Below are 12,356 nucleotides of genomic sequence, written 5' to 3'. Positions count from 1 at the left end.
CGTCACTTCAGGGACAGAACGGACTTTCCGGTCGCCCGACGCTCAGCGAGGTCGGTGAGCGCCACCCGGACGTCCTCGAGCGGGTACGTCGACCCGATCGGCGGGTCCACGACGCCGGACTCCATCATCGGCAGCAGCTCGTCCCACTGGCTCCGCATGAACCCGGACCGCACCATCGCGTAGGCGCCCCAGCCGACCCCGCGCACGTCGATGTTGTTGAGCAGCAGCCGGTTCACCCGCACCTCGGGGATCGCGCCGGCGGTGAAGCCGACCACGAGCAGCCGCCCGAGCGGCGCGAGGCAGCGCAGCGAGTCCGTCATCAGGTCGCCGCCGACCACGTCGACAACCACGTCGACGCCGCGGCCGCCGGTGAGCTCCTTCACGGCCTTGGCGAAGCCGTCGACGAGGACCACCTCGTCGGCCCCGGCGCGGCGGGCCACCTCGCCCTTCTCCTCGGTGGAGACGACCGCGACGGTGCGGGCGCCGTACCCCTTGGCGACCTGGATGCTCGCGGTCCCGACACCCCCGGCGGCGCCGTGCACCAGGACGGTCTCGCCCGCGCGCAGCTGGGCGCGGGTGGCGAGCGCGAACTGGGCGGTGAGGTAGTTCATCGGCAGCGCCGCGCCCTGCTCGAAGCTCATCGAGTCCGGCAGCGGGAAGACGCTCTCCGGGTCGATCGCGACCACGTCGGCGCCGCCGCCGTACGGCAGGCAGCAGGCGACCCGGTCCCCGGCGGCGAAACCGGAGCCCTCCGGGGCCTCCCGCACCACGCCGGCGAAGTCGACGCCGAGCGTGAACGGCGGCTCGGGCTTGAGCTGGTACTGGCCGGCGGAGAGCAGCAGGTCGGGGAAGGCGACCCCGAGGGCGTGCACGTCGACGAGCACCTTCCCCTCGGCGGCGGGCTCCGGGACGTCGACCACGTCGACCCCCTGCGGCCCCTCGAGCCGGACGACCTGGACAGCGCGCATCAGCAGACTCCTCGTGTCGGGTGCGTCCGAGTATGTCGTGCGCACCCGCCACGGTGGGCAGAGGGTTCCGCCGCGGCCCGAAGTTCGGTTGGATGACACACGATGCCCCCGCCTGCCCCCCGCCCCGCCGCCCCGCTCGACGCCTGCGCGCCGGCCCTCGCCTCCGCGCCCGCCCACCGGCGCGAGCTCTTCGAGGCGCGCGTGGAGCGCTGGTGGCCCGACCTGTACGACGGCCTGGACGGCGTCTACCCCGACCCGTTCGGCACGGCGTCCCGCGTGATCGCGGCCGCCGCCCGGGCCTTCGTCGAGCGCGAGGACGACCTGCACCGCCTCGACCTGCGGCGCAGCCTGGAGCCGGACTGGTTCCAGCGGCCCACCATGCTCGGGTACGCCGCCTACGCGGACCGGTTCGCCGGCGACCTCGCCGGGGTGGCCGCGCGGGCGCCGTACCTCGCCGAGCTCGGCGTCACCTACCTGCACCTGATGCCGCTGCTCGAACCGCGCGAGGGGCCGAACGACGGCGGCTACGCGGTGGCCGACTACCGCACGGTGCGCGCGGACCTCGGCACGATGGCCGACCTGCGCGACCTCGCCCGGACGCTGCGGGGCCACGGGATCAGCGTCTGCCTGGACCTGGTCCTCAACCACGTCGCCGACCAGCACGAGTGGGCGGTGCGGGCGCGCCGCGGGGAGCAGCGCTACCGCGACTACTTCTACGTCTTCCCCGACCGGGAGACCCCCGACCGCTACGAGGAGAACCTGCCGGAGGTGTTCCCGGACTTCGCGCCGGGCAGCTTCACCTGGGACGACGACCTCGACGGCTGGGTGTGGACCACGTTCAACGCCTACCAGTGGGACGTGGCCTGGTCGAACCCCGACGTGTTCTGCGAGTACGTCGACATCGTGCTCGACCTGGCCAACGAGGGCGTGGAGGTGTTCCGGCTCGACGCTATCGCCTTCCTGTGGAAGCGGATGGGCACCGCCTGCCAGAACCAGCCCGAGGTGCACGCGCTGACCCAGGCGATGCGGGCGGTCGCCAAGATGGCCTGCCCCGCGGTGCTCTTCAAGGCCGAGGCCATCGTCGGACCGCAGGATCTGGTGCACTACCTGGGCAAGGGGCGGCACCACGCCAAGGTCAGCGACCTCGCCTACCACAACGGGCTGATGGTGCAGCTGTGGTCGATGTTCGCGAGCCGCGACGTGCGGCTGGCCACGGCGGCGCTGCGGCAGCTGCCCGCGATCCCCGCGAGCACCTCCTGGGTGACCTACGCCCGCTGCCACGACGACATCGGCTGGGCGATCGACGACGGCGACGCCCGCGCGGTCGGTCTCGACGGGCACGCGCACCGGTCGTTCCTCTCCGACTTCTACTCGGGGGCCTTCCCGGGCAGCTTCGCGCGGGGGCTGGTCTTCCAGCACAACGAGCAGACCGGCGACCGGCGGATCTCCGGCTCCCTGGCCAGCCTCGCCGGGCTCGAGTGCGGCGACCCGCACGCGGTGGACCGGATCCTCCTCGCGCACGCGCTCACCCTCGGCTGGGGCGGACTGCCGGTGCTCTGGATGGGCGACGAGCTCGGCCTGACCAACGACCCCGGGTGGGACCACGACCCCGCGCACGCAGACGACAACCGGTGGGCGCACCGGCCGCGGATGCCCTGGCCGCCGCACGACGAGACCGGCGTCCACGCCGGGCTGCGCAACCTGGTCCAGGCGCGACGGGCGCTGCCGCACCTGCACGCCAGCGTCGGCGCGCAGCCGCTCGACCCGAGCGACTCCGGGGTGCTGCTCGTGCTGCGCGACCACCCGCTCGGCCCGATGCTCGGCGCCTACAACGTGACCGAGCACCACCGGCCGCTGCCGGCGTACCGGCTGGCGGACCTCGGCCTGGACCCGGCCGCCTGCGTCGACCACATCCGCCGCGCGCGGCTGACCGTGGGCGACGACGGGGCGATCTGGCTGCCGCCGTACGCCGCGCTCTGGGTGACCGGCGACGAGCACGCCTGACCCGGACGCCCGGCCGGCCCGACCCGCCGGCGGCGGCGTCGCACCCGGCGGCGGCGTGTCCGTTTCGTCCCGAAGACCCATCCGCCCCGCGTGCGGCGCCGAACCCGCCACATGGGATCACACAGGTCGCCCGGCACCAGCCCCGTCGTCGCCGGGGGCGTCGCCGGTCTGCTCGCCGGTGCCGCGGGGGTGGCCGCCGCGGAGGCGGTCGCCGTGCTGCTCACCGGTGTCACGTCCCCGCTGTTCGCGGTCGCCAACCGCGCGGTCGACGCGGCCCCACGTCCGGTCAAGGAGTGGGCGATCGAGACCTTCGGCACCGCGGACAAACCTGTCCTCATCGGCGGGGTGGTCGCCACCGTCACCGTGCTGGCGGTCTCCGCCGGCGCCCTGGGCGCCCGCCGCCCACGCCTCGCCGTCGGCGCGTTCCTCGTGCTCAGCACGGTCTCGGCCGCCGCGGCACTGACCGACCGCGCCGCCACAGCGGGGGCGGCCCCGAGACTCCTTCCTGTTCTGGCGCTCGTCGCCGTGGGTCTCGGGTCGCTGCTCCTCCTGCTGCGGGCCCTTCGCACGCCCGTCGCACCGAAAGACCGCGAAGGGTCCGCAGCCACCTCCTCCCCGGTCCCGGCCACGGGAAGGCCCTCGCCGGCGACCGCCTCCGCCGAGCCCGGCGCGGCGGTGTCCGGCACGACGGGGTCCGGCACGGTGGAGACGCTCGAGGGCGGCAAGCCGCGGCTGCGCCACCCGAGCCACCTCCCGCACCGGGTGGACGGGGACGACCTGCCGCCGGCGTTCGACCGCCGCGCGTTCCTCAAGGCCGCCGTCGCGGTGGGCGCCGTCGCCGCCGCCGGGGGCGTCACCAGCCGGATGTTCGGCGGTGCCGAGGCCGCCGCGGCGCGGTCGGCGCTCGACCTGCCCGCGCCGGCGAGTGCCGCTCCCCCGCTCGCACCGGGCGCGAGCCTCGACGTCCCCGGGATCACCCCCTACCTGACCTCGAACCGCGACTTCTACCGGGTGGACACCGCCCTCGAGGTGCCCGACGTGCCGATCGACGGCTTCGTGCTGCGCATCCACGGCATGGTCGACCGCGAGCTCGAGCTCACCTACCAGGACCTGCTCGCGCGGCGCCTGGTGGAGCGGCGGATCACGCTGACCTGCGTCTCGAACCCGGTCGGCGGCGAGTACGTCGGAAACGCCACCTGGATCGGGATCCCGATCGGCGACCTCCTCCGCGAGGCCGGCGTCCGGGACGGCGCCGACGCGGTCCGCTCCACCAGCGCCGACGACTTCACCGCGGGCACCCCGCTGCCGGTCCTGCTCGACGAGGAGCGCGAGGCGCTGGTCGCCATCGGGATGAACGGCGAGCCGCTGCCGCTCGAGCACGGGTTCCCGGTCCGGATGGTCACCCCAGGGCTCTACGGCTACGTCTCCGCGACGAAGTGGCTCGTGGACCTCGAGGTCACCCGCTTCGCGGACTTCAAGGCCTACTGGACGACCCGGGGCTACGCGGCGGAGGCGCCGATCAAGACGTCCTCGCGGATCGACGTACCCCGCTCCTTCGCCCAGCTGAAGGCCGGCCGGAACGCCGTCGCCGGCGTCGCCTGGTCCCAGGACCGCGGCATCGCGAAGGTCGAAGTCAGCGTCGACGGCGGGGACTGGCAGGAGGCCCGTCTGGCCGAGCAGGACAACGTCAACACGTGGCGGCAGTGGGTCCTGGACTGGGACGCCGAGCCCGGCAACCACACCCTCGAGGTCCGCGCCACCGACGCCACCGGCTACACCCAGACCGCCGAGCGCGCACCCATCGCGCCGGACGGCTCCACCGGCTGGGACTCCGTCAACGTGACGGTCTCCTGACCAGAAAAAACCCCGACCCCACCCATCCGCCCCTTGCCCGGGACCGAACCCCAGATGCAAGCAGAGCAAGGGAAAACTCGCAGCACCCAATCGAAGGGAAGCACCTCATGCGCTCCATCAAGAATGCCGCGATCGCCGTCGCCGCCGTCTCCGCCCTGTCGCTGACCGCCGCCTGCGGAGCCGACGAGGGCGCCGCCGAGACCAGCTCGGGCAGCAGCAGCTCCACCACCGAGGAGACCCCCATGGAGTCCCCGATGGAGGAGCCCATGGAGGAGGAGGCCGAGAGCGGCACGGACCCCGCCGCCAACCTGGTCGGCCCCGGTTGCGAGGACTACGCCAAGGCTGTGCCGGACGGCGCGGGCTCGGTGGCCGGCATGGCCGAGGACCCGGTCGCCGTGGCCGCGAGCAACAACCCGCTGCTCAAGACCCTGACCGCGTCGGTCTCCGGCAAGCTGAACCCCGACGTGAACCTCGTCGACACCCTCAACGGTGACGAGTTCACCGTCTTCGCGCCGGTCGACGACGCGTTCGCCAAGCTGCCGGCCAAGACCGTGAAGTCGCTGAGCGAGCCGAAGAACGCCGACACGCTCTCCACCGTGCTGACCTACCACGTGGTCCCCGGCCAGATCGCTCCCGACCAGATCACCGGCATGCAGACCACCGTGCAGGGTGACAAGGTCGAGGTGACCGGTGAGGGCGACAACCTCAAGGTCAACGACGCCAACGTGATCTGCGGCGGCGTCCAGACGGCCAACGCGACCGTCTACCTCATCGACTCGGTGCTCATGCCCCAGATGTGAGCCCGCTCCGGGGCCGCCCGGAACGACGAGCCGGACCCGGCGGTGGTCCCTGTGCACCAGGGGCCACCGCCGTCGTCCGTCCGCCCGTCTTCTGCGCGCGTGCTTGGGCGGCGGCCGGGCTGGGTACGACGCAGCCATGAGCGAGTCGAGCAACGAGACCGGAACCTCCACCCCGTCGGGCGACGAGCGGCGCCCGCCCGCTCCCCCGGAGACGGGGCTGATCGAGGACGAGCAGCTGCCCGAGGACCTGCGTCCGGCGGAGAACCCGCTGGCCCGCCAGCCCGGCGACGAGGACGAGGACGAAGCGGGTACGACGGACGGCGGGTCGCCGAAGGTCGACGGGATGCCCGACATGGGCCAGCCCGGCGCCTGAGCCGCTCCCCGTCGTACGGCGCACCAAGGCCGCAACCCCGCACCTGGGCGGTCGTGGCCCCGCGCCGGCCGTCCATCGGGGCCGCAACGGCTCACGTGACCGGTTCGGTCCCCCGCACGCGCGCCGGCCAGCCGCACCGACCGACCCCGAACCGACCAGGAACGAGCACCCATGAGCAGCAGTGACCGTGGCGTCGTCGACTGGCTGTTCCGGGACCGCGAGAGCGGACGGCTCGTGGTCGGCCAGTGGCCGAACGCCGCGATCGGCGTGTGGGCACTGTGCGCCGCCGTCCGGCTGGCCGATCTCCCCGCGGACGCCGAGGACACCCTGCGCTGGGTCGGCGCCGGTGCGCTGCTCGTGTGGGCGGTGGACGAGGTGGCCCGCGGCGCGAACCCGTTCCGGAGGATCCTCGGCGGCGTCGTCCTCGCCGTCCAGCTCGTCGCGCTGACTCGCGCCCTCACCGGCTGAGGCCGGGCTAGAGTCACGCGCATGAGCCGGGAGCACCGCACGCGCGCCAAGCCCGCCTGGTGGCAGGAGGTGCTGTTCCTGGTCGTGCTGGCGCTGGCCGTGTCGGTGCTGGTGAAGGCGTTCGTGGCGCAGATGTTCTTCGTCCCCTCCACCTCGATGCTGCCGCAACTGGAGGAGGACGACCGGATCCTCGTCGAGAAGGTCTCCCTCTGGCGCGGCGAGGTCGAGCGCGGCGACGTGGTCGTCTTCCGCGACCCCGGCGGCTGGCTGCCGCCGGGCCCGGAGCTGGAGGGGCTGCCGCGCGCCCTGTCCCTCGTCGGCCTCTACCCCACCGGCGGGCACCTGGTGAAGCGCGTGATCGGGGTCGGCGGCGACGAGGTGGCCTGTTGCGACGCGCGGGGCCGGGTGACGGTGAACGGCGACCCCCTCGAGGAGTCGGCCTACCTGCGCGACGGCGTGCGCCCCTCGCAGCGGGAGTTCGACGTCGTCGTACCCGAGGAATCCCTGTGGATGATGGGCGACAACCGGTCCAACAGCGAGGACTCCCGCTTCCACATGCAGGAGGCCGGGAACGGCTCGGTACCGGTCGACGCGGTGGTCGGCAAGGTGTGGGCGGTCGTGTGGCCCGCCGACCGGTGGCAGCGGCTCGAGCCGCCGGAGACCTTCGCGAGCGTCGGCGACTCAGCCCGCTGAGCCGGGGCCGTCCTGGCCGCGCCAGCGGTACTCCACCTCGGGCCTCCCGCTGCCGCCGTACCGGGTCCGCCGGTCCACGAGGCGCATCTCCGCGAGGTGTTCGAGGTACCGCCGCGCGGTGACCCGGGAGGCGCCGATCCGGCCGGCCACCTCCGATGCGGACAGCCCACCGCCGGACCGTACGGCGGTGGTGACCTCCCGCAGCGTGTCGGCGCTCATCCCCTTCGGCAGCGGGGCGTCGCCGGCGCCGGTGCGCAGCAGCCCGATCAGCTCGTCGACCTCCTCCTGCACCACCTGCTCCTCGGTGGCGCCCAGCCGCTCGCGGTAGGCGGCGTACTGGAGCAGCTTGGAGCGGAAGCCGGCGAACGTGAACGGCTTGAGCAGGTACTGCACCACGCCCTGCGACACCGCCTGGCGGACCACGTCGAGGTCCCGGGCGGAGGTCACCGCGATCACGTCGCACAGGATCCCGGCCGAGCGCATCGACTGCAGCAGCCCGAGCCCGTGCCCGTCGGGCAGGTGCATGTCGAGCAGGACCAGGTCCACCCGGGGGTCGCGGCGCAGGTGGCGCATCGCCTCCCCGGCGGACCGGGTCACCCCGGCGACCTCGAACCCGTCGACCCGGCCGACGTACTCCGCGTGCGCGAGCGCCGCGATCTCCTCGTCCTCCACGATCAGGACCCGGACCGTCACGAGCGGCCTCCCGCTGTCGGCCGGGGGTGCAGCCGGACGTGGAACGCGGCACCGCCGAGGTGGGAGGTGCGTACGTCGACCGTCCCGTCGTACGCGCGCACCACCCGGCCGACCAGCGCCAGGCCGAGCCCGCGGCCCACCGGGCCGTCCGCGGTCTTGGTCGACCAGCCCCGGTCGAAGACCCGGTCCGCGAGACCGGGCGGCAGGCCCGGGCCGCTGTCTTCGACCCGGAGCCGCAGCTCCGCGGCGTCGGCGACCAGGTCGACCTCGATCCGGCGCTCGGCGCACTCGGTCACCGCGTCGAGCGCGTTGTCGAGGAGGTTGCCGAGCAGGGTCACCATGTCGCGCGGCTCGACGAACAGGTCGTGCACGCTCGTGGACTCGGTGATGGCGAGCTCCACGCCGCGCTCGGCGGCCTGGGCGCTCTTGCCGAGCAGCAGCGCGGCGACCACGGGCTCCTCGACCGCGCCGACCACCCGGTCGGTCAGCTGCTGCGCGGCCGCGAGCTCGGCGGTCGCGAACTCCAGCGCCTGCTCGGTGCGGCCGATCTCGATCAGGGAGACCACGGTGTGCAACCGGTTGGCCGCCTCGTGGTTCTGCGAGCGCAGGGACTCGGCCAGGCCGCGCACGGTGTCGAGCTCGCCGGCCACCGCCCGGATGTCGGTGTGGTCACGCAGCGTCACCACCCAGCCGACCTGGACGCCCTGCCAGGTGGCCGGCGACTGGTTCACCACGAGCACCCGGTCGTCGACGAGGTGGATCTCGTCGGGCCGCGGGTCGGTCGACAGCACCGACCGGGTCAGCGAATCGGGCAGGCCCAGCGAGTCGACGGGGCGTCCGACCACCCGGCCGGTGAGCGAGAGCAGCCGCGCGGCCTCGTCGTTCACCAGCGGCACCCGGCCCTCGGTGTCGACGAGCAGCAGCCCCTCCCGGACCGAGTGGAGCACGGCGTCGTAGTACTCGTACATCCGGGTGATCTCCGCGGCGCCCATCCCGTGGGTCTGCCGGCGGAGCCGCCGGCTGATCAGCCAGGCGCCGAAGGCACCGAGCGCGAGCACGGCCAGCGCGGCGGCCGCGATCAGCACCAGCCGCGGCTCGAGCTCCCGCTCGACCCGGTCCAGCGTGATCCCCGAGGAGACCAGCGCGACCACCTCGCCGCGGTCGAACACCGGAACCACGGCGCGCATCGAGGGCCCGAGCGTGCCGGTGTACTCCTGGGTGAACACCTCGCCCTCGGGCGCCGTACCGAGGTCGCCGATGAAGGACCGGCCGAGCTGCGCGGGGTCGGGGTGGGAGTAGCGGGTGCGGTCGAGGCCCATCACCACCACGAAGTCGGTGCCCGAGTCGACGCGGACCTGCTCGGCGTAGCGCTGGATCACCCGGCTGGGGTCCTCGGAGGTGAGGGCGTTGCGTACGGTGGGCGCGTCCGCCACGGCCTCGGCGACCGCAACGGTGCGGTCACGCGCGCCGTCGAGCTGCGCACGCCGCGCGTCGACGTACGCGAGGGAGACCGCGGCGACGACGACAGCCAGCACCATCAGGCTCTGCAGCAGGAAGATCTGCTGGGCCACCGTGAGCGGGCGCCTGCGCGTCCTCAGCCATGCCACGTGCGCATTGTGCCGGACGGTGCGTGAACACAACGAACGCAAGCGTGACGGCAGTCACAGCGGGTACCGACGATGGGGTCGGAACCTCCGAACACACGAAGGGCAGACCCATGACGACGGCACACGACCCGGCTCCGCCGGCACCGGCGACGAAGAAGGACCGCACCCACTACCTGTATCTCGCGGTGATCGGCGCGGTCATCCTCGGCATCATCGTGGGCTTCCTGTTCCCCGCGTTCGCGGTGGGGCTCAAGCCGCTCGGCGAGGCCTTCGTCGCGCTGATCAAGATGATGATCCAGCCGGTCATCTTCTGCACGATCGTGCTCGGCGTCGGGTCGGTGCGCAGCGCCGCCCGGGTCGGCAAGGTCGGCGGCCTCGCGCTCGCCTACTTCCTGACCATGTCCACGGTGGCACTGGCGATCGGCCTGGTCGTGGGCAACATCCTCAAGCCCGGCGAGGGCCTCCAGCTCAACGACGAGGTCGCCGCCGCGGGCAAGGAGCAGGCGGCAGGCGCCAGCGAGAGCACCACCGACTTCGTGCTCGGGATCGTCCCCGACTCGCTGTTCTCCGCCGTCACCTCCGGCGAGATCCTGCAGACCCTGCTCGTCGCACTGCTCGTCGGCTTCGCCCTGCAGATGATGGGCCGTCCCGCGGCCCCGGTGATCCGCGGCATCGAGCACCTGCAGCGCGTGGTCTTCCGGGTGCTGGCGATGATCATGTGGGCCGCCCCCGTCGGCGCGTTCGGCGCCATCGCCGCCGTCGTCGGCGAGACCGGCGTCGACGCCCTGCAGAGCCTCGCCGTGATCATGTTCGGCTTCTACGTGACCTGCGCGGTCTTCGTGTTCATCATCCTCGGCGCGGTGCTCAAGCTCGCCACCGGCGTGAACCTGTTCAAGCTGCTGCGCTACCTCGGACGCGAGTTCCTGCTGATCCTGTCGACCTCGTCCTCGGAGTCGGCCCTGCCGCGGCTGATCGCGAAGATGGAGCACGCCGGCATCGACAAGACGACCGTGGGCGTGGTGGTGCCGACCGGGTACTCCTTCAACCTCGACGGCACCGCGATCTACCTGACCATGGCGTCGCTGTTCATCGCCTCCGCGCTCGGTGACCCGCTGAGCATCGGCGAGCAGATCTCGCTGCTGGTCTTCATGATCATCGCCTCGAAGGGTGCCGCGGGCGTCACCGGCGCCGGCCTGGCCACCCTGGCCGGCGGGCTCGCCTCGCACCGCCCCGACCTGGTGGACGGCGTCGGCCTGATCGTCGGTATCGACCGGTTCATGTCCGAGGCCCGCGCGCTGACCAACTTCGCGGGCAACTCGGTGGCCACCGTGCTGATCGGCTCCTGGACCGGCGGCCTCGACCGCGAGCGCCTCGACCGGGTGCTCGAGGGCAGGGAGCCGTTCGACGAGACCACGATGCTCGACGACCACGGATCCCACGACGACCACGGCGACCACCACCCGAACGGTGCGCACGCCCCGGCCCACGACCATGCCCGCGCCGAGGTGCCCGCCGGCCGCTGAGCCCCCCGCCGCTGAGCCCCCGCCGCTGAGCCCCCGCCGCAGCGCCCGGGCCGCAGCGCCACCGGCAACGGCACGAGAGACACCGCACGCGCAGGAGGCCGGACCCACCAGGGTCCGGCCTCCTGTCCCGTCTCCGGCCCGCCGCATCCGGCCGCGGGAACGCAGAGGCGAGGAGGACCCGAACCGTTATGCACGGACCGAAACTCCACGTGCGGAACAACCGCTCCCGTGTTCCGGAGGGGATCCTCCTCGTCATCTCCATTCCACCCCGCCGTCGCTCCCGGGGTCAGAGCCGAACGGCCCGGCCCGCGGCGGCGAAGGTCCCCGCCGCCCGCGAGCCGAGGGCGCAGGTACGACGGACCGGGCCCTGCGCTCACTGGTGTGTCCCGGCTGCAGGGACGGCGACGGCTTCTGGCTCAGGCGTCGTCGTGGGCGAGGCTGGTGGACAGCCCGCGGTGGGCGTCGGCCTGGGCGAGGAGCTCGCCGGCCTTCTGTTCGAAGGTGGTCACGGCGTCGGCGCCGGCGGCGAAGCGTGCCGGGGGCTCCTCGACCCCGGCCAGCCGCACCAGCGCGCCGGCGAGCTTGGCGGGGTCCCCGCCTTGCTTGCCGTCCATGCCCTTCCACGCCGCTACGGTCGTGGTCGTGCGCTCCGCGTAGTCCTCGATGGAGGGCTCGGCGTACTGCGTGGACTGCGGCGTGAGGAGCTCGGTGCGGAAGAAGCCGGGCTCGACGAGCATGGTGCGGATGCCGAACGGCGCGACCTCGGGAGCCAGGCCCTCCATGAACCCCTCGACGCCGAACTTCGAGGCGGCGTACGCGGTGAGGAAGTCGCCGTCGGCCGCGATGCCCGCGGTCGAGGAGATCGTCATCACCAGACCGGAGCGCTGGGCGCGCAACTGCGGAAGAGCGGCGCGGGTGACGTTGACCGGCCCGAACAGGGTGGTCTCGATCTGGGAGCGGAAGTTCTCCGGCGCCATCTCCTCGAAGAAGCCGGCCTGGAAGCTTCCCGCGTTGTTGACCAGCACGTCGAGTCGGCCGAACCGCTCGACGGTCGCGTTCACGGCGGGCGCGGCCGCGGCGGGGTCGGTGACGTCCAGGTCGACGGACAGCAGGTCGTCGTGCTCACCGAGCGCCTCGGTTACGGACTCCGCGTTGCGGGCGGTCGCGACCACCGCGTGGCCGGCCACCAGGGCAGCCTTGGCGATGTCGACACCGAGGCCACGACCGGCGCCGGTGATGAACCAAACCTTCTTCTCGCTCATAGGGTGTTCTTCCTCTGGCTGGGGCTGGGTGGGATGGGGTGCTGCCTGTAGGACCACCGCCTCGTCGGCGGTGGCACCCACTACGGAACCAGCCGGCAGAGGAGGGTGGGA

Annotated in this window: 11 protein-coding genes; 7 read left to right on the top strand and 4 right to left on the bottom strand. The window is 73.0% G+C overall.

All coding sequences use genetic code 11. The annotated features are described in order from the left end of the window. Positions 1 to 2: 2 nt before the first annotated feature. A complete protein-coding gene (locus K1X13_RS05500; protein WP_221023975.1) occupies positions 3 to 968 on the bottom strand; it encodes an NADPH:quinone oxidoreductase family protein in 966 nt (321 codons plus the stop codon). A gap of 102 nt (positions 969 to 1,070) precedes the next feature. Here K1X13_RS05500 and K1X13_RS05495 point away from each other — a divergent pair, with 102 nt between their 5' ends. From K1X13_RS05495 to lepB, 6 genes are all read left to right on the top strand, one after another. Continuing rightward, positions 1,071 to 2,972 carry an alpha-amylase family protein gene (locus K1X13_RS05495; protein ID WP_221023974.1) on the top strand — a complete coding sequence of 634 codons (1,902 nt, stop codon included), beginning with the start codon at positions 1,071 to 1,073 and terminating at the stop codon, positions 2,970 to 2,972. A gap of 111 nt (positions 2,973 to 3,083) precedes the next feature. Further along, on the top strand, positions 3,084 to 4,826 hold the full coding sequence (locus K1X13_RS05490; RefSeq protein WP_221023973.1) for a molybdopterin-dependent oxidoreductase: 1,743 nt from the start codon (positions 3,084 to 3,086) through the stop codon (positions 4,824 to 4,826). Between the two features lie 107 nt (positions 4,827 to 4,933). Continuing rightward, positions 4,934 to 5,626, top strand: a complete 693-nt coding sequence (locus tag K1X13_RS05485; RefSeq protein WP_221023972.1) for a fasciclin domain-containing protein — start codon at positions 4,934 to 4,936, stop codon at positions 5,624 to 5,626. 136 nt (positions 5,627 to 5,762) lie between these two features. Then, on the top strand, positions 5,763 to 5,999 hold the full coding sequence (locus K1X13_RS05480; RefSeq protein WP_221023971.1) for a hypothetical protein: 237 nt from the start codon (positions 5,763 to 5,765) through the stop codon (positions 5,997 to 5,999). Between the two features lie 171 nt (positions 6,000 to 6,170). Beyond that, positions 6,171 to 6,467 carry a hypothetical protein gene (locus K1X13_RS05475; RefSeq protein ID WP_221023970.1) on the top strand — a complete coding sequence of 99 codons (297 nt, stop codon included), beginning with the start codon at positions 6,171 to 6,173 and terminating at the stop codon, positions 6,465 to 6,467. Positions 6,468 to 6,488: 21 nt separating this feature from the next. Next, the gene (lepB, locus tag K1X13_RS05470) at positions 6,489 to 7,160 is read left to right on the top strand and encodes a signal peptidase I (RefSeq protein WP_221023969.1); all 672 of its coding nucleotides are present in this window, start codon (positions 6,489 to 6,491) and stop codon (positions 7,158 to 7,160) included. On the opposite strand, the gene K1X13_RS05465 is transcribed toward lepB, so the two are convergent. Beyond that, complete coding sequence (locus tag K1X13_RS05465) at positions 7,149 to 7,853, bottom strand: response regulator (RefSeq protein WP_221023968.1); 705 nt, start codon at positions 7,851 to 7,853, stop codon at positions 7,149 to 7,151. The genes lepB and K1X13_RS05465 overlap by 12 nt on opposite strands. Further along, positions 7,850 to 9,460 carry a sensor histidine kinase gene (locus tag K1X13_RS05460; RefSeq protein ID WP_221023967.1) on the bottom strand — a complete coding sequence of 537 codons (1,611 nt, stop codon included), beginning with the start codon at positions 9,458 to 9,460 and terminating at the stop codon, positions 7,850 to 7,852. Before K1X13_RS05460 ends, K1X13_RS05465 begins: the two co-directional genes overlap by 4 nt. Positions 9,461 to 9,570: 110 nt before the next feature. On the opposite strand from K1X13_RS05460, the gene K1X13_RS05455 reads away from it, so the two are divergent. Beyond that, positions 9,571 to 10,983, top strand: a complete 1,413-nt coding sequence (locus K1X13_RS05455; protein WP_221023966.1) for a cation:dicarboxylate symporter family transporter — start codon at positions 9,571 to 9,573, stop codon at positions 10,981 to 10,983. A gap of 416 nt (positions 10,984 to 11,399) precedes the next feature. Here the strand turns inward: K1X13_RS05455 and K1X13_RS05450 are convergent, their stop codons facing one another. Then, the gene (locus tag K1X13_RS05450) at positions 11,400 to 12,245 is read right to left on the bottom strand and encodes an SDR family oxidoreductase (protein WP_221023965.1); all 846 of its coding nucleotides are present in this window, start codon (positions 12,243 to 12,245) and stop codon (positions 11,400 to 11,402) included. Positions 12,246 to 12,356 lie beyond the last annotated feature (111 nt).

The sequence above is a fragment of the Nocardioides jiangsuensis genome (genome assembly GCF_019679455.1).
Classification (GTDB): Bacteria; Actinomycetota; Actinomycetes; order Propionibacteriales; family Nocardioidaceae; genus Nocardioides_C; species Nocardioides_C jiangsuensis.
Note: the sequence above shows the minus strand (reverse complement) of the source record. Positions and strands in the feature narration are given on the sequence as shown.